21 protein-coding genes are annotated in these 19,077 nt (G+C 63.3%); 10 read left to right on the forward strand and 11 right to left on the reverse strand.

Annotation, left to right across the window (positions count from 1 at the left end):
* Nucleotides 1-12 precede the first annotated feature (12 nt).
* Together ACF8SD_RS00375 and ACF8SD_RS00380 are read right to left on the reverse strand one after the other, a co-directional pair.
* Nucleotides 13-234 (reverse strand): DUF1161 domain-containing protein, encoded by a 222-nt coding sequence (locus tag ACF8SD_RS00375; RefSeq protein ID WP_054906241.1) that lies wholly within the window; start codon nucleotides 232-234, stop codon nucleotides 13-15.
* 101 nt (nucleotides 235-335) lie between these two features.
* The gene (locus ACF8SD_RS00380) at nucleotides 336-551 is read right to left on the reverse strand and encodes a dodecin (protein WP_029887971.1); all 216 of its coding nucleotides are present in this window, start codon (nucleotides 549-551) and stop codon (nucleotides 336-338) included.
* Nucleotides 552-701: 150 nt separating this feature from the next.
* On the opposite strand from ACF8SD_RS00380, the gene ACF8SD_RS00385 reads away from it, so the two are divergent.
* Complete coding sequence (locus tag ACF8SD_RS00385; protein ID WP_009682179.1) at nucleotides 702-1,025, forward strand: YqjD family protein; 324 nt, start codon at nucleotides 702-704, stop codon at nucleotides 1,023-1,025.
* Here ACF8SD_RS00385 and ACF8SD_RS00390 read toward each other — a convergent pair.
* A complete protein-coding gene (locus ACF8SD_RS00390) occupies nucleotides 1,022-1,918 on the reverse strand; it encodes a LysR family transcriptional regulator (RefSeq protein ID WP_392483385.1) in 897 nt (298 codons plus the stop codon). The two genes, ACF8SD_RS00385 and ACF8SD_RS00390, sit on opposite strands and share 4 nt — an antisense overlap.
* Before the next feature lie 110 nt (nucleotides 1,919-2,028).
* On the opposite strand from ACF8SD_RS00390, the gene trpB reads away from it, so the two are divergent.
* Nucleotides 2,029-3,246, forward strand: a complete 1,218-nt coding sequence (trpB, locus tag ACF8SD_RS00395) for a tryptophan synthase subunit beta (RefSeq protein ID WP_173887089.1) — start codon at nucleotides 2,029-2,031, stop codon at nucleotides 3,244-3,246.
* Nucleotides 3,243-4,052, forward strand: coding sequence for a tryptophan synthase subunit alpha (gene trpA / locus ACF8SD_RS00400; RefSeq protein ID WP_009682176.1), 810 nt, complete (start codon nucleotides 3,243-3,245; stop codon nucleotides 4,050-4,052). The genes trpB and trpA overlap by 4 nt, the downstream gene beginning before the upstream one ends.
* 120 nt (nucleotides 4,053-4,172) lie before the next feature.
* Here the strand turns inward: trpA and ACF8SD_RS00405 are convergent, their stop codons facing one another.
* Entirely contained in the window at nucleotides 4,173-4,505 is a 333-nt protein-coding gene (locus tag ACF8SD_RS00405; protein WP_009682330.1) for a DOPA 4,5-dioxygenase family protein, read from the reverse strand.
* Between the two features lie 48 nt (nucleotides 4,506-4,553).
* Complete coding sequence (locus ACF8SD_RS00410) at nucleotides 4,554-5,453, reverse strand: choline sulfate utilization transcriptional regulator (protein WP_392483386.1); 900 nt, start codon at nucleotides 5,451-5,453, stop codon at nucleotides 4,554-4,556.
* Between the two features lie 108 nt (nucleotides 5,454-5,561).
* Here ACF8SD_RS00410 and betC point away from each other — a divergent pair, with 108 nt between their 5' ends.
* From betC to ACF8SD_RS00425, 3 genes are all read left to right on the forward strand, one after another.
* A complete protein-coding gene (gene betC / locus ACF8SD_RS00415; protein ID WP_392483387.1) occupies nucleotides 5,562-7,079 on the forward strand; it encodes a choline-sulfatase in 1,518 nt (505 codons plus the stop codon).
* A gap of 12 nt (nucleotides 7,080-7,091) precedes the next feature.
* The gene (choX, locus tag ACF8SD_RS00420) at nucleotides 7,092-8,021 is read left to right on the forward strand and encodes a choline ABC transporter substrate-binding protein (protein WP_392483388.1); all 930 of its coding nucleotides are present in this window, start codon (nucleotides 7,092-7,094) and stop codon (nucleotides 8,019-8,021) included.
* 144 nt (nucleotides 8,022-8,165) lie between these two features.
* Complete coding sequence (locus ACF8SD_RS00425) at nucleotides 8,166-9,731, forward strand: SulP family inorganic anion transporter (RefSeq protein ID WP_392483390.1); 1,566 nt, start codon at nucleotides 8,166-8,168, stop codon at nucleotides 9,729-9,731.
* Nucleotides 9,732-9,830: 99 nt separating this feature from the next.
* Here ACF8SD_RS00425 and aroE read toward each other — a convergent pair whose 3' ends face one another.
* Both aroE and hemF read right to left on the reverse strand, forming a co-directional pair.
* Nucleotides 9,831-10,655, reverse strand: a complete 825-nt coding sequence (gene aroE, locus ACF8SD_RS00430; RefSeq protein WP_173887084.1) for a shikimate dehydrogenase — start codon at nucleotides 10,653-10,655, stop codon at nucleotides 9,831-9,833.
* A 25-nt stretch (nucleotides 10,656-10,680) separates the two neighbouring features.
* Nucleotides 10,681-11,592 carry an oxygen-dependent coproporphyrinogen oxidase gene (gene hemF / locus ACF8SD_RS00435; RefSeq protein ID WP_173887083.1) on the reverse strand — a complete coding sequence of 304 codons (912 nt, stop codon included), beginning with the start codon at nucleotides 11,590-11,592 and terminating at the stop codon, nucleotides 10,681-10,683.
* Nucleotides 11,593-11,726: 134 nt separating this feature from the next.
* On the opposite strand from hemF, the gene ACF8SD_RS00440 reads away from it, so the two are divergent.
* Entirely contained in the window at nucleotides 11,727-12,704 is a 978-nt protein-coding gene (locus ACF8SD_RS00440; RefSeq protein WP_392483391.1) for an NADPH:quinone reductase, read from the forward strand.
* A 127-nt stretch (nucleotides 12,705-12,831) separates the two neighbouring features.
* On the opposite strand, the gene ACF8SD_RS00445 is transcribed toward ACF8SD_RS00440, so the two are convergent.
* The 4 genes from ACF8SD_RS00445 to dprA all read right to left on the reverse strand — a co-directional run bounded on the left by ACF8SD_RS00445 (nucleotide 12,832) and on the right by dprA (nucleotide 16,045).
* The gene (locus tag ACF8SD_RS00445) at nucleotides 12,832-13,149 is read right to left on the reverse strand and encodes a hypothetical protein (RefSeq protein ID WP_054882072.1); all 318 of its coding nucleotides are present in this window, start codon (nucleotides 13,147-13,149) and stop codon (nucleotides 12,832-12,834) included.
* 480 nt (nucleotides 13,150-13,629) lie between these two features.
* The gene (locus tag ACF8SD_RS00450) at nucleotides 13,630-14,073 is read right to left on the reverse strand and encodes a hypothetical protein (RefSeq protein WP_392483392.1); all 444 of its coding nucleotides are present in this window, start codon (nucleotides 14,071-14,073) and stop codon (nucleotides 13,630-13,632) included.
* A gap of 275 nt (nucleotides 14,074-14,348) precedes the next feature.
* Entirely contained in the window at nucleotides 14,349-14,906 is a 558-nt protein-coding gene (locus ACF8SD_RS00455; protein WP_015268440.1) for an L-threonylcarbamoyladenylate synthase, read from the reverse strand.
* 41 nt (nucleotides 14,907-14,947) lie between these two features.
* The gene (dprA, locus tag ACF8SD_RS00460; protein WP_173887081.1) at nucleotides 14,948-16,045 is read right to left on the reverse strand and encodes a DNA-processing protein DprA; all 1,098 of its coding nucleotides are present in this window, start codon (nucleotides 16,043-16,045) and stop codon (nucleotides 14,948-14,950) included.
* A 207-nt stretch (nucleotides 16,046-16,252) separates the two neighbouring features.
* On the opposite strand from dprA, the gene def reads away from it, so the two are divergent.
* The 3 genes from def to rsmB are packed head-to-tail and all read left to right on the forward strand — an operon-like array spanning nucleotide 16,253 to nucleotide 19,059.
* Nucleotides 16,253-16,759: a peptide deformylase gene (def, locus tag ACF8SD_RS00465; protein WP_009682343.1), complete on the forward strand. Its 507-nt coding sequence runs from the start codon at nucleotides 16,253-16,255 to the stop codon at nucleotides 16,757-16,759.
* Nucleotides 16,760-16,819: 60 nt separating this feature from the next.
* On the forward strand, nucleotides 16,820-17,752 hold the full coding sequence (gene fmt / locus ACF8SD_RS00470) for a methionyl-tRNA formyltransferase (protein WP_392483393.1): 933 nt from the start codon (nucleotides 16,820-16,822) through the stop codon (nucleotides 17,750-17,752).
* Nucleotides 17,749-19,059: a 16S rRNA (cytosine(967)-C(5))-methyltransferase RsmB gene (gene rsmB / locus ACF8SD_RS00475; protein WP_392483394.1), complete on the forward strand. Its 1,311-nt coding sequence runs from the start codon at nucleotides 17,749-17,751 to the stop codon at nucleotides 19,057-19,059. Before fmt ends, rsmB begins: the two co-directional genes overlap by 4 nt.
* The last annotated feature ends 18 nt before the right edge of the window (nucleotides 19,060-19,077 follow it).

A 19,077-nucleotide genomic window follows, 5' to 3' on the forward strand; every position in this document is an offset into this window, starting at 1 on the left:
GGGGCCACCGCGTTAGCCGCGGCGGTAGACGATTTCCTTGGTGCCGCCTTCGCAGCTGCCGATCACCTTGCCCGCCGGGTCGCCCTTTTCGACGATCTCCAGCTTGTAGCCAACAACCCCCTTGGCATCGAGCTTGGCGGCAATTTCCGCTTTCAGCTCCTCGCAGGGTTTGCCGGCCGCCATTGCGCCACCGGCCAGCGTCATCAGGCCCAGCGCCAGTATCAGTTTGTTCATCACTCGCATTCCTTGTGCAGATGAAACCAGAAAGGGGCGCCCACCAGGGCGCCCTGTTCCTAATACCCCATCAGTCCAGCGTGTTCCAGCCTGGCTGTGTTTCAGCTATTGGCGATACGGAAGCCCACCTTCAACGTCACCTGGAAGTGCGCGACCTTGTTGTCGCGAATGTGGCCACGGGTCTCGGCCACCTCGAACCACTCCATGTGCTTGATGCTCTGGCCGGCTTCGGCCAGGGCATTGTTGATCGCTTCTTCGATGCTGGTAGGCGAAGACCCCACCAGTTCGACCTTTTTGTAGGTGTGATGATCGGTCATGAGCGCTCTCCTTGGGTAATAGTGATATTCAGCCTGGCAGTGCGAGCCTGGTTTACCTGCGAGCTGTCATCAGGGGCGAAAGTTCGATCGCACTTTCGTGCAGCCCAAGGGTCGCACTTCATAGAGTCCATACTGCAAAGGAGAGTCAACATGCCCCGCAATTCGCTGCGTAAAACATCCCTGGAAAGCATGGAAGCAGAGATCGAAAGCCTGCTGAAAAGCCTGGAAAGCCTGAAGCACGATGCCTCCGAAGAAACCCAGAAATCAGTCAAGGCCATGCGCAGCAACGCCGAGAGTGCCCTGCGCCATTCGCGCAGCCTGCTGAGCGATGCCTATGAGGAAGTCAAGGAGCGTACCCGCCAGACCGGCATCGCCACCCGCGACTATGCCCAGGAGCACCCGTATACCACTGCCGGTGTAGCCATAGGCGCCCTGGGCCTGCTGGCAGCTTACTTGCTGTGCAAGCGCAACTAAGCGCTCTGCCCTAGCAGTTCTGCCCGCAACCATTGCGCCAGTTGCTCGGCGCGCCCGTCAGCGGCGCGCCGAGGTACCCACAGCGCCAGCGCCGCCGGGGTCGGTGAAAAGCCCCACGGCGCACTCAGGCGACCCGCCCGCAGGTCATCGGCGACCAGTGGTTGCGGCGCGATCGCCACGCCCAATCCCGCCACCGCAGCTTCCAACAGGTAATACAAGTGCTCGAAAGCCTGCCCGTAGTGCATGGCGGTCGGCTCGAGGCCCTGCTGCGCCGCCCAGGTCGGCCAAGCCTGTGGGCGCGAGGTGGTGTGCAATACGGCTTCTTCGAGCAAAGCTTTGGCTGGCGCCCCCTGCAAGCGCTGGTAACCGGCGAAGTGCGGGCTCAGCACCGGGCCGATACGCTCCTCGGCCAACACATGCACCTGCATGTCTGCCGGCCACGGGGGCTCGGCATACACCAGTAGCGCATCCAGCCCTGGCCGCCTTGGATCAAGGTCACCCTCACCGGCTGAAAGGTGCAGGCGCAGCTCTGGCAAGTCTGCCTGCAAACGCCCCAACCGCGGGATGAACCAGCGCGCCAGCAGGCTGCCTGAGCAACCCAGTACGAACGGGGCCTCGCGGGTGTCGCGGCTCAGTTCGGCACATGCGCTGCGCAAGCGGTCGAACGCCTCGCCACTGGCATCGCGCAGGCGCAGCCCGGCATCTGTGAGTTTGATGCCACGCCCGTCCTTGACGAACAACGCCACCCCCAGATGCTCCTCAAGCACCTTGATCTGCCGGCTCACGGCGCCATGGGTAACGTGCAACGCCTCGGCCGCCTGGCTGACGCTGTTAAGCCGGGCAGTGGCCTCGAAAGCACGCAGGGCATTGAGGGGAGGGAGGTCGTGGGCCATGTTACCTGTGAGTTTTTCTGACAAATTTGCGCAATCTTATCGGTTTTCAGCCGGGCCTGTCGTGGTTAGAGTAAAGCCCATCACTCATTGCTTACGCCCTGGAGCGCCCCATGACCCAGTCCCAATACCGCCCCGGCCCCGACGCCAATGGCCTGTTCGGCTCGTTCGGCGGCCGCTATGTGGCCGAAACCCTCATGCCACTGGTGCTGGACCTGGCCCGGGAATACGAAGCGGCCAAGGCCGACCCGCAATTCCTCGAAGAGCTAGCCTATTTCCAGCGCGACTACATCGGCCGCCCCAACCCGCTGTACTTCGCCGAGCGCCTGACCGAACACTGCGGCGGCGCCAAGATCTTCTTCAAGCGTGAAGAGCTCAACCACACCGGTGCGCACAAGGTGAACAACTGCATCGGCCAGGTGCTGCTGGCCAAGCGCATGGGCAAGAAACGCCTGATCGCCGAAACCGGCGCCGGCATGCACGGCGTGGCGACCGCCACCGTCGCTGCGCGCTTCGGCCTGCCTTGCGTGATCTACATGGGCGCCACCGATATCGAACGCCAACAGGCCAACGTGTTCCGCATGAAGCTGCTGGGCGCCGAGATCGTTCCGGTTACCGCGGGCACCGGCACCCTCAAGGACGCCATGAACGAAGCGCTGCGCGACTGGGTGACCAACGTCGACGACACGTTCTACCTGATCGGCACCGTGGCGGGCCCGCACCCATACCCGGCAATGGTCCGCGACTTCCAGTCGATCATCGGCAAGGAAACCCGTGCCCAGTTGCAGGAAAAGGAAGGCCGCCTGCCGGACAGCCTGATCGCCTGCGTGGGGGGTGGCTCCAACGCCATGGGCTTGTTCCATGAGTTCCTCGAAGAGCCAAGCGTACAGATCATCGGCGTTGAAGCCGGCGGCCACGGTGTGCACACCGACAAGCATGCTGCCAGCCTGAACGGCGGTGTGCCCGGTGTACTGCACGGCAACCGCACCTATCTGTTGCAGGACGATGATGGCCAGATTACCGACGCTCACTCGATTTCCGCCGGCCTCGACTACCCGGGCATCGGCCCCGAACATGCCTACCTGCATGAGGTGAAGCGCGTTGAATACGTCAGCATCACCGATGACGAAGCGCTGGATGCGTTCCACGCCACGTGCCGCCTGGAAGGCATCATCCCGGCCCTGGAAAGCGCCCACGCCCTGGCCGAGGCAATCAAGCGCGCCCCGCAGCTGCCCAAGGACCACCTGATGGTGATCTGCCTGTCGGGCCGCGGCGACAAAGACATGCAAACCGTCATGAGCCACATGGCCGCCCAGGAGAAACAGGCATGAGCCGTCTAGAACAACGCTTCGCCGAGTTGAAAGCCGAAGGCCGCTCGGCACTGGTCACCTTCGTTACCGCAGGCGACCCGGGTTATGACGCCTCGCTGCAGATCCTCAAGGGCCTGCCCGCTGCGGGCGCCGATGTAATCGAACTGGGCATGCCATTCACCGACCCGATGGCCGATGGCGTAGCCATCCAGCTCGCTACCCTGCGCGCTTTGGAAGCGGGCCAGAACCTGGCCAAGACCCTGCAGATGGTTCGTGAATTCCGTGTGGACAACCACACCACGCCGATCGTGCTGATGGGCTACTACAACCCGATCCACCGTTTTGGCGTGGAAGCGTTCGTGAATGAAGCCAAGCAGGCTGGCGTCGATGGCTTGATCATTGTCGACCTGCCGCCAGAGCACGATGCAGAACTGGCGACCCCGGCCCAGGCTGCAGGTATCGACTTCATTCGCCTGACCACCCCGACCACCGACGACGCGCGCCTGCCGCGTGTGCTGGCGCGCAGCTCCGGGTTCGTCTACTACGTGTCCGTGGCCGGTGTGACCGGGGCCGGCTCGGCGACCACCGAGCACGTGACCGAAGCCATTGCCCGCCTGCGTCGGCATACCGACCTGCCGATCAGCGTTGGCTTCGGCATTCGCACCCCAGAGCAGGCGGCGAACATCGCCCGGCTGGCCGATGGCGTGGTAGTGGGCTCGGCGCTGGTCGACAAGATTGCCCAGGCCAACACGGCCGAACAGGCGGTGAGCGATGTGTTGAGCCTGTGCTCGGCACTGGCGGAAGGGGTGCGCGGCGCTCGTCGCTGACCGGCGTCGCCTTCATCGCCGGCAAGCCAGCTCCCACAAGGATTTCACAGGGCCTGAGGGTGGCGCTGTACCTGTGGGAGCTGGCTTGCCGGCGATGAGCGCAACACAAGCATTCAAGGTTCAGCCCCCAAAAACCGACAGGTTCAACGGCCTCACTGCCCCCATCCAGATCGCATGGTCCCGATGGTCCGCCAGTTCATCACCGGTCAGCGGGTGCATGAACACCACCAAACCCTGGCGATGCAGTGCCAACCAAGGCAACACCACCCCCACCACTTCCGGTCCGAAAGCCAGCTGGCAGCTCCAGTCCGGGTGCGGGCCCACCGGCTTCTGGTGCATGCGCCCCATGCTCACGGGAAACAGCCGCGCCGCTTCCTCACACAACGCCCGGGCCTGCTCCAGGGTCGCTGCGTCATAGTAAATGTGGGCGTGGTAACCCTTGATCCTCTGCACAATACCTCCTGGGCCCAAAGCCCGCGTGACTCTGCGCCGAACTCACCTTTAATAGCTTCGTTCGTGCTCCAACCACCCCACGAACCGCTCGATCAACGCGCCCCGGCGTTTGCGCGGCGGCAACACCGCATAATAACCGCGTTCCGAGCGCAAGCTGCCCTCCAGTGGCCGGCAGAGCAAACCCTGCTCGACCAGCCCATCCACCAGGTGCCCCCAGCCAATCGCCACCCCTTGCCCGGCAATCGCGGCCTGTATCAGCAGTGTGTAGTTATCGAACCGCAGTTGCCCGGCTGGCGGTGGGCTGGCCACGCCAAACCCGCGAAAAACACCCGCCCAGTCAAACCAGCGACTGGCCTGCTCACCTTTGAGGTGCAACAACGGCAAGCGCTGCAAAGCCACGGCGGACATGGGTTTGCCCTGAATCAGGCGGGGGCTGCACACCGGGAAAACCTCTTCATCGAACAACCAGCGGCTTTCGCCCTGATGAAAGCGCCCATCACCAAACAGCACGGCCACATCGATGTCCGGGCGCAACATGCCCTGGCTGCGCTCACCGGTCACCAGGCTGACATCCACGTGTGGATAAGCCTCGTGAAAGCGCTGCAGGCGCGGCATCAGCCAGAACGCCGCGAACGCGAAGTCGGTGGCCACCTGCAGCACTTCACGCTGGCCGCGCCCACTGACCTGGGCAATACCTTCGTCCATGGCCTGCAACCCTTGGTGCACATGCTCGAACAACAGCTGGCCGGCCTCGGTGAGTTCGATCCCGCGGTACACCCGATCGAACAGGCGTGTGCCCAACTGCGCCTCCAGCCGTTTTACCTGCTGGCTTACCGCAGGCTGGGTGGTGCCCAGCGCCAGGGCCGCCGCAGTGAAGCCACGCAAACGGGCCGCGGCCTCGAACACCCGCAACGTATCCAACGACAGTTCGGCAAAGCGCTCAAACATAAGCTTGGCTAATCCCAGTCATTGCCCGCCATGGGCTTTACCCATGTTATTCACAGTCGCATCTTGATAGGCAAGCGGTTCGCATAACCTTCAACGATGGAAGCCAGCATGACACGCCCGAATATCCTGTTCATCATGGCCGACCAAATGGCCGCACCCCTGCTGCCCATTTATGGGCCTTCACCCATTCAGATGCCGCACCTCAGCCGCCTGGCCGAGCAGGCCGTGGTGTTCGATTCAGCCTACTGCAACAGCCCGCTGTGTGCGCCGTCGCGCTTCACCCTGGTCAGCGGCCAGCTCCCAAGCCGCATCGGTGCCTACGACAATGCTGCCGATTTCCCCGCCGACGTGCCGACCTACGCCCACTACCTGCGCCGCCTGGGCTACCGCACGGCGCTGTCGGGCAAGATGCATTTCTGCGGCCCGGACCAGCTGCATGGTTACGAGGAACGCCTGACCAGCGACATCTACCCGGCCGATTATGGCTGGGCAGTGAACTGGGATGAGCCGGATGTGCGCCCAAGCTGGTACCACAACATGTCCTCGGTACTGCAGGCAGGCCCCTGCGTGCGTACCAACCAGCTGGATTTCGACGAGGAGGTGGTGTTCAAGGCGCGCCAGTACCTCTACGACCACGTGCGCGAGAACGACGGCCGGCCGTTTTGCCTGACCGTGTCGATGACCCACCCACACGATCCGTACACCATTCCCAAGCACTACTGGGACCGCTATGAGGGTGTGGATATCCCCATGCCTGGTACCGAATTCAGCCAGGCAGAACTGGACCCGCATTCGCAGCGCCTGCTCAAGGTCTATGACCTGTGGAACAAACCGCTGCCCGTGGACAAGATCCGCGATGCACGCCGGGCCTATTTCGGCGCCTGCAGCTACATCGACGACAACATCGGCAAGCTGTTGCAGACCTTGCAAGAGTGCGACCTGGCCGACGACACCCTGATCGTGTTCTCCGGCGACCACGGCGACATGCTCGGCGAGCGTGGCCTTTGGTACAAGATGCACTGGTTCGAAATGTCGGCGCGGGTGCCACTGCTGGTTCATGCACCGCAGCGCTTTGCCGCCAGCCGTGTCAGCGCCTCGGTATCGACCTGCGACCTGTTACCGACCCTGGTCGAATTGGCGGGCGGGGCTGTGGATAACACCCTGCATCTGGATGGCCGCTCACTGCTTGGCCACCTGCAAGGGCAGGGCGGCCACGACGAAGTGATCGGTGAATACATGGCCGAAGGCACTGTCGGGCCGCTGATGATGATCCGCCGCGGGCCTTACAAATTCGTGTACGGCGAAGACGACCCTTGCCTACTCTATGATCTTGACCGCGACCCGCACGAGCGGGAGAACCTCGCCAGCAGCCCGGACCACCAGGCGCTGCTGCAGGCGTTCGTCGAGGAAGCCCGACAGCGTTGGGACATGCCCAGCTTGCGCCAGCAGGTACTGGCCAGCCAGCGCCGTCGCCGCCTGGTGGCCCAAGCGCTGGCTATCGGCAAGCTGCACAGCTGGGACCATCAACCACTGGTAGATGCCAGCCAACAGTACATGCGTAACCACATTGATCTCGACGACCTCGAGCGCAAGGCACGTTACCCACAGCCCGCCCCCCTGGATTGAGAAGAGGCCGCCATGCACACGTTTTCCGCCGCCGTACTCACCCTGGCCTTGGGCCTGGGTACCACCCCGGCCCACGCCGCCGACGACGATGCACAATGCAGCACGGTAAAAATGGCCGACCCTGGCTGGAGCGACATAGCCACGACCAACGCCGTGGCCCGGCTGCTACTGGAAAGTCTGGGCTACCAGGTGAAGATCGACAGCCTGGCCGTGCCGATCATCTACGGCGGCCTGAAGGACGGCCGTGTGGATGCCTTCCTTGGCAATTGGATGCCGGCGCACCAGGGCTTTCATGACAAATTCGTCGCCAATGGGGATGTGCAGCAGTTGTCGCGCAACCTGGAAGGCACCGAGTTCACCTTGGCCGTGCCAGACTATGTCTGGAATGCCGGGGTCAAGGATTTCGCCGACCTGCACAAGCACGCCGACCAGTTCGACAAGAAACTGTACGGCATCGGTTCCGGCGCACCGGCCAACCTGTCGCTCAAACAAATCATCGACAACAATGAGTTCGACCTTGGCCAGTGGAAACTGGTCGAATCCAGCGAGCAGGCGATGCTGACGCAGGTCGACCGCGCTGTGAAGAAGCAGCAATTCATCACCTTCCTCGGCTGGACGCCACATCCGATGAATGTGAAGCTGAAGATGCACTACCTCACGGGCGGGGAAAAATGGTTCGGTAGCAAAGGCCAGGTGTACACCCTGACGCGCAAGGGTTATCCACAAGCCTGCCCGAATGCGGCAAAGCTGCTGGGCAACCTGAAGTTCACACTGGACATGGAAAACAGCATCATGGCCCAGGTTGTGGACAAGAAGATCAGCTTCGACGACGCGGCCAGGGCTTGGGTCAAGACGCACCCCGAGTTACTGGAAGGGTGGTTGGCCGGGGTCACCACCAAAACCGATGGCGATGCCTTGGAGGCCGTCAAAGCCAAACTATGAACTCACCAGCAATACACCTAACCTGTGGGAGCGGGCATGCTCGCGAACACCGGCAAAGCCGGTGCCATCTAGAGCGGTGGCTTCTTCGCAGGCATGCCCGCTCCCACAGGTCAGGTGCATTAAATCAAGGATTGTGGATAACCCATGCATCGTATCATCCACCTGCTGCCCTTCCTCGCCTGGCTCCCGCGCCAAACGGTCCGCAGCCTGCGCCAGGACCTGCTGGTGGGCCTGGGCGGTGCCATCCTCGCGCTGCCGCAGTCCATCGCCTATGCCCTGATCGCCGGCCTGCCTGCCGAATACGGCCTGTACGCCGCCATCGTGCCGGTAGTGATCGCCTGCCTGTGGGGTTCGTCCTGGCACCTGATCTGCGGCCCGACCGCGGCCATCTCCATCGTGCTCTACGCCAGCATCAGCCCATTGGCCGTGGCTGGGAGTTCGGACTACATCACGCTGGTGCTGCTGCTCACCTTCCTCGGCGGGGTCTTTCAACTGCTGCTGGGGCTGCTGCGCTTCGGTGCGCTGGTCAATTTCGTCTCGCATTCCGTAGTGCTCGGGTTCACCCTTGGCGCCGCGATCGTCATTGCCCTGGGGCAATTGCCCAACCTGCTGGGCATGGACCTGCCCAGCCAGGCCACGGCGCTGAAAACCGTACAGGACCTGGCCAGCCATGCCGGCGAAATCAATGTGCCATCCTTGCTATTGGGCCTGGCCACCGTGGTTATCGGTGTGGCGCTCAAACTCTGGCGCCCGCGCTGGCCCAGCCTGTTGATAAGCCTGGTCGCGGTGAGCCTGCTGGCCTGGCTGCTGCCGGGCTGGTTTGGCCATGTGCCGAGGGTGGCGGCATTCACCGGCCAGCTTCCGCCGTTGAGCCCGCTGCCCTTGCTGGACGTGGAGCTGATTCTGCGCCTGCTGCCCAGTGCCGTGGCGGTAGGCATGCTGGGGCTGGTCACCAGTCTGTCGATTGCCCGATCATTGTCGGCACGCTCGGAACAGCTGATCGACCCTGATCAGGAAATTCGCGCCCAGGGCGTGTCGAACATCGTTGGCGCGTTTTTCTCAGGTTACCTGTCTGCTGGCTCCTTCACCCGTTCGGGCCTGAGCTACGAGGCAGGTGCCCGCTCCCCCATGGCCGGGGTGTTTTCGGCGCTATGGGTGGCGCTGTTCGCCATCACCGGTGCTGGCTTGATCGCACAGTTGCCGATCCCCGCCATGGCCGGCAGCATTCTGTTGATCTGCTGGGGGCTGGTGGACCGCCAAGCCATCCGCGCGCTGTTCCGGGTCAGCCGTTCGGAGTTCCTGGTAATGGCGCTGACGGCGGCGGCAACCTTGCTGCTGGAGTTGCAGACGGCGATCTATGCCGGGGTGCTGGCGTCGCTGTTCTTCTACCTCAAGCGCACATCACGGCCACGGGTGCAGCAAAGCCGCGAAGGCGAAGCGGATGTGCTGCGGGTAGGTGGCTCGATCTTCTTTGGCGCGGCGCACTACCTGCAAGTACGTTTGCAGCTGTGCCAAGGCCCGCATGTGGTGATCGATGCGCGGCAGGTGAATTTTATCGACTACTCGGGTGTGGACATGTTGCACCGCGAGGCACGGCGCTTGCGGCGCCTGGGCGGGAGCCTGACCTTGCACCGGGCCAGGCCGCAGGTGATCGAGGAATTGCAGAAGCTGGAAGGGGCGCAGTTGTGCCCGATCCGGTTTGAGGAATGAGGTTGGATTGAGATTTGGGGCTGCTTTGCAGCCCATCGCGACGCAAGGCCGCTCCCACAAGGGAAGGGTGTACGCCGACCCAACGCGGCGCCGGCAATTTCAGCCCCGAGCCAATTGCCGGCGCAACTCAGCCAACACCGGAGCGGTATCCGGCCGTACCCCACGCCAGATAAAGAACGCCTCCGCCGCCTGCTCAGCCAGCATCCCCAAACCATCCAGCACCTTGGCCGCGCCCAGCTTTTGCGCCCACTGGCAAAACGGCGTAGGTTCCTTGCCATACATCATGTCGTAGCAAACCGTGTGCCCTGCCTCGACCAAACTGTCGGCAATCGGCGGCAATTCCCCGGCCAAACTGGCTGAAGTGGCGTTGATGATCACATCCACCGGCTCCTGCAACCAGGCAAACCCGCTGGCCACCACCGGCCCCAGTTCATCGAACTCACGCGCCAGCTGCTCGGCCTTTTCCACGGTTCGGTTGGCGATCACCAGCGATTGCGGCTTGTGCGCCAGGATCGGCTCCAGCACGCCACGCACTGCACCACCGGCACCGAGAATCAAAATGCGCTTGCCCGTCAGCTCGACTCCGGCATTCACCGTCAGGTCACGCACCAGGCCGGCGCCATCGGTGTTGTCACCTTGCAAAGTGCCGTCAGCCAGCTTGCTCAGTGTGTTCACCGCGCCAGCGCGCTGGGCACGCGGGGTCAGGCTGTCGCACAGGCGGTAGGCCTCTTCCTTGAACGGCACGGTGACATTGCCGCCGCTGCCTTGCTTGAAGAAGCCGCGTGCGCAGTCGCTGAACTCATCCAGCGGCGCCAGCAGGGTGGCGTATTCCAGGTTTTCGCCGGTCTGCTCGGCGAACAGGCGGTGGATCAGCGGCGACTTGCTGTGGCCGATGGGGTTACCAAAAACGACGTACTGGTCCATGGCGGCTCCTTGGTTATCCACAGGCTTACTGGCCAAGCCAGTCGCGGTCTTGCAGGAAGTAGTCGGTCAGGCGCGCTTCTTCGCTGCCCGGTGCCGGCTTCCAGTCATAGCCCCAGCGCACCTGTGGCGGCAGCGACATGAGAATGGACTCGGTGCGCCCGCCCGACTGCAGGCCGAACAGGGTGCCGCGGTCGTAGACCAGGTTGAACTCCACGTAGCGGCCGCGGCGGTATTCCTGGAACTCACGCTGCTGCGGGGTATAGGGGGTGTGCTTGCGGCGCTGGACGATCGGCAGGTAGGCGTCGACATAGGCATCGCCAATGGCACGGATGAAGGCGAAGCAGGTGTCGAAGTCCCACTCGTTCAGGTCGTCGAAGAACAGCCCGCCAATGCCACGTGGCTCGCCACGGTGCTTGAGGTGGAAGTAGCGGTCGCACCAGGCCTTGTAGCGCGGGTACACATCGGCACCGAAGGGTGCACATGCCTGCTCGGCCACGCGGTGCCAGTGAATGCAGTCTTCCTCGACGCCGTAGTATGGGGTCAGGTCGAAACCGCCACCGAACCACCACACCGCCTCTTCGCCTTCCTTCTCGGCAATGAAGAACCGCACATTGGCGTGCGAGGTGGGCACATGCGGGTTGTACGGGTGAATCACCAGCGACACGCCCAAGGCCTCGAAGCCCCGGCCCGCCAGCTCCGGGCGATGGGCGCTGGCCGACGGCGGCAGGCCGGCGCCGAACACGTGGGAGAAGTTGACCCCGCCTTTCTCGATCAGCTTGCCCTCGCCGATCACCCGCGTACGCCCCCCGCCACCGGCTTCGCGCACCCAGGCATCCTCGACGAAGCGGGCACCGCCGTCTTCGTTTTCGAGGGCAGAGCAGATGCGGTCTTGCAGGTCGAGCAGGTAGGCTTTCACGGCCTCGGTGCGGCTAGTCATCGGGTCACCAGGAACGGGCAGGGAAGAATTCGCCGCGTAGCATAACACCGCCAGCGCGCGTGCCGCAGTTGACGGCGATCAAGCAAAGGCGTCCGATAGAAGGCCTTTCCCGATCCCGACTACAGGAGTACGAGATGGCCAAGCGTATCCAGTTCAGCCAGCATGGCGGCCCGGAAGTGCTGCAGTTTGTGGAATTCAAACCCGCCCCGCCGGGGCCCCAGCAGGTGCGCGTGCGCAACCATGCGATCGGCCTGAACTACATCGACACCTATTTCCGCAGCGGGCTGTATGCACCGCCATCACTGCCTTCGGGGCTGGGCACCGAAGCGGCCGGTGTGGTCGAGGCCGTGGGCGAAGGCGTGACCCGGCTGAAGGTGGGTGACCGCGTGGCCCATGCCGGCGGCCCGCTGGGCGCATACAGCGAGGTTCACACGCTGCCGGAGGCCAACCTGGTCAAGCTGCCCGACACCATCAGCTTCGAGCAGGCAGCGGCGGTGATGCTCAAGGGTTTGACCGTGCAGTACCTGCTGAAGCAAACCTACCAGGTGAAGGCCGGTGACGTGGTCCTGTTCCATGCGGCCGCCGGTGGCGTGGGTTCGCTGGCGTGCCAATGGGCGAAAGCGTTGGGTGCCAAGCTGATTGGCACTGTGAGTTCTGCCGAGAAGGCCGAGCGGGCCAAAGCGCTGGGCGCATGGGCGACCATCGACTACAGCCATGAAGACGTGGCCAAGCGGGTGCTGGAGCTGACCGACGGCAAGAAATGCCCGGTGGTTTACGACGGCGTTGGCGCCGATACCTGGCTGACCTCGCTGGACTGCCTGCAACCGCGCGGGCTGATGGTGAGCTTCGGTAATGCCTCGGGTGCGGTCAGTGGGGTGAACCTGGGGATTCTGGCGCAGAAGGGCTCGCTGTATGTGACCCGGCCGACCTTGGCGACCTATGCCAACAATGCCGAAAACACCCAAGCCATGGCCGATGACCTGTTTGCGATGATTGGCAGTGGCAAGCTGGTTGTGGATATCCAGCAGCGGTACCCGCTGAGCGAGGCGGCCAAAGCGCAGGCAGAGCTGTCGGCGCGGCGGACTGTAGGGTCGACAGTACTCATTCCCTGAGCCACACACGTTCCCTGTGGGAGCGGGCATGCCCGCGAAGAAGCCACCGCGGTGGATGGCACCGGCTTTGCCGGTGTTCGCGGGCGCGCCCGCTCCCACAGGTGCTGCGTCGGCTCTGAAAGCTGCGCTATGGCTGTGAGGGTCGGTTCGTCGGTGGCGGGGTCGACTCGATCCCATCGAGGATTGCCTCGACCACCCCCTCTGCCATTTCAATCGCATGCAGGTTCGACCAGAACATGCCGCGGCCCTCTTCGCGCATGTAGTCCAGAGCTTTGTAGCCGGTTTCGTAGGCGCTACGCAGGTACAGGGCTACGTGGACCAGAGCGTCCTCGGCGGAAATGTTCGGGTTGACGGTGAAGAGTGGGTCATGGCCGGCGTCGCAGCGGCCGAACGGGCGGGTGGAGGTGCAGGGTAGGGGTGGATCTGGGACTATTTTCTTCATCATTAGATCTCTGCTCATGGCCCCACCCAGGCGTTACCACACGAATGGGTGGCAGCTATCCGCAGGGTGGTAAACCGGGTGAGAGATCCAAAACCCAGCAGGCACGAAGCCTCCTGCGAACAGCCGCCATGGACTGCCAAGATCACTCTAAAGCCGGGTTACCACACCCGATCGCCAAGTTATTCGGCGACGGTTGAAGCCTAAGGGCAGAGGTTCCCACTGAGAAGGTGATGGCAGAGGACGCGGGTCGTAGGATATTTCCCAAGCCGCGAGCTGGACAGCCATTTTGGCAACAATCAGAAAACCCTGACTGCAATGGCGCACCAGCATCAAGCGCTGCGCCGCGGGGAGGGTGAGGGGCGCCGCTTGACCATGAATGCTCGGAGGCGTAGCCTTTGCTCCTGAGGTTGTGCTGGTGCGCCGGTTGAGTTTCAAGTTATCCGGGCGAGTACATCCTTACCATTCAGGCCGCTCAAGCGGCCTTTATTTTTTGGGCTTGTTTCTATCCCCTTTAGGGATAATCGAATACAGCTCTGCCTTGGGCTTGCGAGCCGTCAGTTCAAAAATCGCCTCATCAAAAACTTCATTGCCATAGCCATCGTCACGACCAATCGTGCTGCGAAGAGCGGTCATGCGCGTGGCGTTTTTCCAGATTGATGTCGCCGCCAGTGCTGCCTCGATTTGCAAAACCATGTCATCAATGGTGTAGCCATCTCGAATCACCCGGCTTCTGTAGGCATGGCTACCGATGAATACGATGCCCGTATCCTCAAGCAGCGGTAGTTCCTGCGCTTCTTTCTGCCTGTTTATCGCTTCAAATTGATCTGCGGTAAACCTGCCTATTTCCACCGATCTAACCCGGTTGCTGGACGCAAGCTGCTGCAGATTCGCCCTTATCAGATATTCGGCATTTTTGAATAGCGGCATTGCTTCGGATGCTCCCGCCGAATTGCGACGTGAGCAGGCTAGAGGCAGGGGTTCCAGCATGGAAGGTGATGACTTAGGACAGAGACAGTAGGAAGCTTCCCAATTGGCAAGATCGGGCAAATCAGAAATAGGTCTGACGATTAGTGTGGCCGCTTTGCGGCCCTTTCGCGACACAAGGCCGCTCCTACAGGCATAGCGCCAGGGCTGAAAGCTGCGCTGTACTTGTAGGAGCGGCCTTGTGTCGCGAAACGAGGGCGAAGCCCTCGCCAGCGGTATCAACCCGGCCGAACAACCTCACCGGTAGCCAGGTTGCGAATCACACTCGGATTCTTCCGCCCACCCAGCGCCCCACCCAGCACCAGGTCCAGCTGGCCATGGAAGTACTGCTCCACCCGCAACCGGGTCTTCGCCGCCGGCCGCCCGCCGGGGTTGCACGAGGTGGAAATCAACGGCCCCACCAGCGCGCACAGTTCGCGCACCACCGGGTGGTCACTGACCCGCAGCGCTACGGTGTCATGCTGCCCGGTCACCCACTCGGGCAACAGGTCCTGGTGCGGCACCAGCCAGGTATTGGGCCCCGGCCAGGTACTGCCCATACGGTCGATCCAGTCCTCGGGGAAATCTTCGAACAAAAAGTCGAACTGGCGGATATTGTCGGCGACCAGGATCAGGCCTTTATCCACAGGCCGCGACTTCAGCGCCAGCAGGCGGTACACCGCGTCCTCGTTCCAGGGGTCGCAGCCCAGGCCCCAGACCGCTTCCGTTGGGTAGGCGATTACTGCGCCCGCCCGGATCTCACGTGCGGCTTGTTGCACACGAAAACTGCTTACCATTGCTGTTACTCCGCCTATGAACTTGCCTGTGCGCAGTGTACTTAGCCCGCGCGGGCAAACCAACGCCCGGCTTCATTGCTGACCCGCCCCTCCAGTTCCAGCTCGGTCAATTGCGCAAGCACTTCGGCCAGCGGCAACTCGCTGCAATGGGCCAGGCTTTCGCTGGTCTGTGGCGCCGCGTGCAGCAAGGCCAGCAGTGGGTGGTCGAACTTGTCCACAACCGCAGGTGGCAGGTTCTGCCAGCCCTGCAGGCTTTCCATGATCTGCTCCACGGTTTCCACCAGCAGCGCGCCGTCGCGAATCAGCTGGTGGCAGCCCTTGGCCCCAGGGTGGTGGATGGAGCCCGGAATGGCATACACCTCGCGGCCTTGTTCTGCCGCCAGCCGCGCCGTGATCAGCGAACCACTGGCCAGGCTGGCCTCGACCACCAGCACGCCCAGCGACAAGCCACTGATGATGCGGTTACGCCGGGGGAAGTTGCTGGGCTGCGGCCCGGCATCCAGCGGGTACTCGGAAACCAGCGCGCCGCCGCTGTCGATAATCGCCTGCGCAAGCGCGGTGTGCCGCTGTGGATAAAGTTTTTGCAGCCCTGTGCCGAGCACCGCGATCGTACCCCCGCCGGCCTGTATTGCGGCCCGATGAGCGGCGCCGTCGATGCCCACCGCCAGCCCGCTGGTAATTGTGAAGCCGGCCTGTGCCAGGTAACGGGAAAACGCCGCGGCGGTATCCAGGGCTGGCGGTGAAGCGCGCCTGCTTCCCACAATTGCCAGCTGCGGGCGTTCGAGCAGGGCAGGGTCGCCGGCGACAAACAGCAACGGCGGGGCATCATCGATTTCCCCCAGCAGCGGTGGGTAACCAGGCCCGTCAAACATCAGTAAATGCTGGCCCGGCTGCTCTAGCCAGGCCATCGCCGCCAGCGCTCCGTCGCGCACTTCGGCACTGCGCCGCGCGTCGATTGCTGCCTGGGAAATGCCCAACTCGCGCCAGGCGCCGGCGGGTGCGCACAGGGCAGAAGATGCGCTGCCAAACGCCTCGAGCAACGTGCAGAAACGCCGCAGGCCGGTGTCCGGCAAGCGGTGCAGACGCAGCCGCGCCTCCAGTTCAGCCGGCGCAACAGGCGACGAATGGTGATTCGACATGGGGATCATCCTTGATCTGAAAAGGGCCATCGGCGTGGCACAACCTGTGGATAACTGTGTTGATAACGCTTTGACAACCTGTCTATCGAATAGCCGACAAGCAGGCCCTGAAAACCCTAGACGAGCTTTCACAGGTGCTGAAATCCACGTTTGCCTTTATTATGTGTGCTCAGTTTTCAACCAAACGCACAGTGACTGCCTGACCTTATGGCCATCTTGAACATTCTCGAATTCCCCGACCCGCGCCTGCGCACCATCGCCAAGCCGGTGACGGTGTTCGACGACGCCCTGCGTCAGCTGATCGACGACATGTTTGAAACCATGTACGAAGCCCCCGGCATCGGCCTGGCCGCGACCCAGGTCAACGTGCACCAGCAGGTCGTGGTGATGGACCTCAGCGAAGACCGCAGTGAACCGCGGGTCTTCATCAACCCTACGGTCGAAGAGCTGACCGACGACATGGGCCAGTACCAGGAAGGTTGCCTGTCGGTGCCGGGCTTCTACGAGAACGTCGACCGCCCGCTGCGGGTACGTGTAAAAGCCCAGGACCGCGACGGCAAGCCGTTCGAGCTGGAGTGCGAAGGCTTGCTGGCGGTCTGCGTGCAGCACGAATTCGATCACCTCAACGGCAAGCTGTTCGTCGACTATCTGTCGCAGCTCAAACGCGACCGGATCAAGAAGAAACTGGAAAAGCAGCACCGCCAGCAAGCCTGATCCCCACCTTCCAGAAGGCTTGCTCCGGCAAGCCTTTTTCTTTTTTGAAGCGAGAACTCCATGCGCATCGTCTTTGCAGGCACCCCAGAGTTTGCTGCCGAACACCTCAAGGCCCTGCTCGACAGCCCTTACGAGATCGTGGCCGTCTACACCCAGCCTGACCGCCCTGCCGGCCGTGGCCAGAAGCTGATGCCCAGTGCGGTCAAGGCGCTGGCCGTGGCCCATGGCATCCCGGTACTGCAGCCGCAAACCCTGCGCAACGCCGAGGCGCAAGCTGAACTTGCCGCACTGCAGCCAGACTTGATGGTCGTGGTTGCCTACGGCCTGATTCTGCCGCAGGCGGTGCTGGATATCCCCCGCCTGGGCTGCATAAACAGCCACGCCTCCTTGCTGCCGCGCTGGCGCGGTGCAGCGCCGATCCAGCGTGCCGTGGAAGCCGGCGATACCGAAAGCGGTGTCACCGTGATGCGCATGGAAGCCGGCCTGGATACCGGCCCGATGCTGCTCAAGGTAACCACCCCGATCAGCACCGAGGACACCGGCGGCAGCCTGCATGACCGCCTTGCGCAAATGGGCCCGCCTGCCGTCGTGCAAGCCATTGCCGGCCTGGCCGACGGGTCGCTGCAAGGCGAGGTGCAAAACGATGCCCTGGCCACTTATGCACACAAGCTGAACAAGGACGAAGCGCGCCTGGACTGGTGCCGCCCGGCCGTCGAACTGGAGCGCCTGATCCGTGCCTTCAACCCTTGGCCGGTGTGCCACAGCACCCTCGATGGCGAGAGCGTGAAGGTGCTGGCAGCCAACGTGGCGGCAGGCAAAGGTGAGCCGGGCGAGATCCTGTCCGCCAGTAAAGATGGCCTGGTGGTTGCCTGTGGTGACCAGGCACTGAGCCTGACCCGCCTGCAACTGCCCGGTGGCAAGGCGCTGAGCTTCAGCGACCTGTTCAACAGCCGCCGCGAGAAGTTCGCCGCCGGCAAGGTACTTGGCCAATGAACCCACGCATCGCCGCCGCCCGTGCCCTTGCCGCAGTACTCAGCGGCAAGGCTTCATTGAACAGCTCGCTGCCGGCACAACTGGACAAGGTCGATGAGCGCGACCGCGGCCTGACCCAGGACCTGGCGTTCGGCACTGCACGCTGGCAGCCCCGGCTCGACCTGCTGGCCGCCCAACTGCTGCAGAAGCCGTTCAAAGCGGCAGACGCCGATGTGCAGGCGCTGCTGCTGGTCGGCCTGTACCAGCTGTTCTACACCCGTATTCCGGCCCACGCCGCAATTGGCGAGACCGTGGGCTGCGCCGACAAGCTGAAGAAGCCCTGGGCCAAGGGCCTGCTCAATGCCGTGCTGCGCCGCGCCCAGCGCGAAGGCGAAGCGCTGCTGGCCGGCATGGAGCGCGACCCCGTGGTACGCACCGCCCACCCGCGCTGGCTGCAAAAGGCGCTGAAGGCTTTCTGGCCAGAGCAGTGGGAGGCCATTTGCGCCGCCAACAATGCGCACCCGCCGATGATCTTGCGGGTCAACCGCCGTCATCACAGCCGTGATGCCTACCTGGGCTTGCTGGCCGACGCGGGCGTTGCCGCCAGCCCCTGCCACTACAGCCGCGATGGCATCGTTCTGGCCGAAGCCTGCGACGTACGCGGCCTGCCAGGCTTCGCCGAGGGCTGGGTGAGTGTGCAGGACGAAGCCGCGCAGCTGTCCGCTGACTTGCTGGAGCTGGCCGCCGGCCAACGCGTGCTCGACGCCTGTTGCGCGCCTGGCGGCAAAACCTGCCACCTGCTGGAAGCCGAACCGGGCCTGGCTCACCTGACAGCCATCGACCTTGAGGCCAAGCGCCTGACCCGCGTGCGCGAGAACCTCGACCGCCTGCAGCTCGATGCCGAGCTGATCGCCTGCGACGCCCGCGACACTGCCAGCTGGTGGGACGGCAAGCCGTTCCAGCGCATCCTGCTGGACGCCCCCTGCTCGGCCACTGGCGTGATCCGTCGCCACCCGGACATCAAGCTGACCCGCCAGGCCGACGACATTCCGGCCCTGGCCGCGCTGCAAGGTGAATTGCTCGATGCCCTGTGGCCGACACTGGAAGTGGGCGGCATGCTGCTGTATGCCACGTGCTCCAGCTTGCCGACCGAGAACACGCAAGTGATCGAGGCCTTCCTCGCCCGCACTCCCGGCGCGCGGGAGCTGGACTTGGCCACCGAGGCCGGCCTGCGCCAACCGCACGGCCGCCAGTTGCTGGCCCAGGAAGGCGGCCACGACGGGTTCTACTATGCCAAGCTGATCAAGATCGCCGCCTCGCGCGGGTAAGCACAAAAGGGTAGGGAG

Origin of the sequence: Pseudomonas sp. CJQ_9, assembly GCF_043106615.1 — a bacterium.
GTDB classification, from domain to species: Bacteria; Pseudomonadota; Gammaproteobacteria; order Pseudomonadales; family Pseudomonadaceae; genus Aquipseudomonas; species Aquipseudomonas juntendi.

What these genes read in the sequence shown, in the direction of transcription:
- def (WP_009682343.1), top strand. Translation starts at nt 16,253, where the DNA reads ATGGCCATCTTGAACATTCTCGAATTCCCCGACCCGCGCCTGCGCACC.
- ACF8SD_RS00385 (WP_009682179.1), top strand. Translation starts at nt 702, where the DNA reads ATGCCCCGCAATTCGCTGCGTAAAACATCCCTGGAAAGCATGGAAGCA.
- ACF8SD_RS00375 (WP_054906241.1), bottom strand. Translation starts at nt 234, where the DNA reads ATGAACAAACTGATACTGGCGCTGGGCCTGATGACGCTGGCCGGTGGC.
- ACF8SD_RS00425 (WP_392483390.1), top strand. Translation starts at nt 8,166, where the DNA reads ATGCATCGTATCATCCACCTGCTGCCCTTCCTCGCCTGGCTCCCGCGC.
- betC (WP_392483387.1), top strand. Translation starts at nt 5,562, where the DNA reads ATGACACGCCCGAATATCCTGTTCATCATGGCCGACCAAATGGCCGCA.
- ACF8SD_RS00440 (WP_392483391.1), top strand. Translation starts at nt 11,727, where the DNA reads ATGGCCAAGCGTATCCAGTTCAGCCAGCATGGCGGCCCGGAAGTGCTG.
- trpA (WP_009682176.1), top strand. Translation starts at nt 3,243, where the DNA reads ATGAGCCGTCTAGAACAACGCTTCGCCGAGTTGAAAGCCGAAGGCCGC.
- hemF (WP_173887083.1), bottom strand. Translation starts at nt 11,592, where the DNA reads ATGACTAGCCGCACCGAGGCCGTGAAAGCCTACCTGCTCGACCTGCAA.
- rsmB (WP_392483394.1), top strand. Translation starts at nt 17,749, where the DNA reads ATGAACCCACGCATCGCCGCCGCCCGTGCCCTTGCCGCAGTACTCAGC.
- ACF8SD_RS00390 (WP_392483385.1), bottom strand. Translation starts at nt 1,918, where the DNA reads ATGGCCCACGACCTCCCTCCCCTCAATGCCCTGCGTGCTTTCGAGGCC.
- fmt (WP_392483393.1), top strand. Translation starts at nt 16,820, where the DNA reads ATGCGCATCGTCTTTGCAGGCACCCCAGAGTTTGCTGCCGAACACCTC.
- ACF8SD_RS00445 (WP_054882072.1), bottom strand. Translation starts at nt 13,149, where the DNA reads ATGATGAAGAAAATAGTCCCAGATCCACCCCTACCCTGCACCTCCACC.
- dprA (WP_173887081.1), bottom strand. Translation starts at nt 16,045, where the DNA reads ATGTCGAATCACCATTCGTCGCCTGTTGCGCCGGCTGAACTGGAGGCG.
- trpB (WP_173887089.1), top strand. Translation starts at nt 2,029, where the DNA reads ATGACCCAGTCCCAATACCGCCCCGGCCCCGACGCCAATGGCCTGTTC.
- ACF8SD_RS00410 (WP_392483386.1), bottom strand. Translation starts at nt 5,453, where the DNA reads ATGTTTGAGCGCTTTGCCGAACTGTCGTTGGATACGTTGCGGGTGTTC.
- ACF8SD_RS00450 (WP_392483392.1), bottom strand. Translation starts at nt 14,073, where the DNA reads ATGCCGCTATTCAAAAATGCCGAATATCTGATAAGGGCGAATCTGCAG.
- ACF8SD_RS00380 (WP_029887971.1), bottom strand. Translation starts at nt 551, where the DNA reads ATGACCGATCATCACACCTACAAAAAGGTCGAACTGGTGGGGTCTTCG.
- choX (WP_392483388.1), top strand. Translation starts at nt 7,092, where the DNA reads ATGCACACGTTTTCCGCCGCCGTACTCACCCTGGCCTTGGGCCTGGGT.
- aroE (WP_173887084.1), bottom strand. Translation starts at nt 10,655, where the DNA reads ATGGACCAGTACGTCGTTTTTGGTAACCCCATCGGCCACAGCAAGTCG.
- ACF8SD_RS00455 (WP_015268440.1), bottom strand. Translation starts at nt 14,906, where the DNA reads ATGGTAAGCAGTTTTCGTGTGCAACAAGCCGCACGTGAGATCCGGGCG.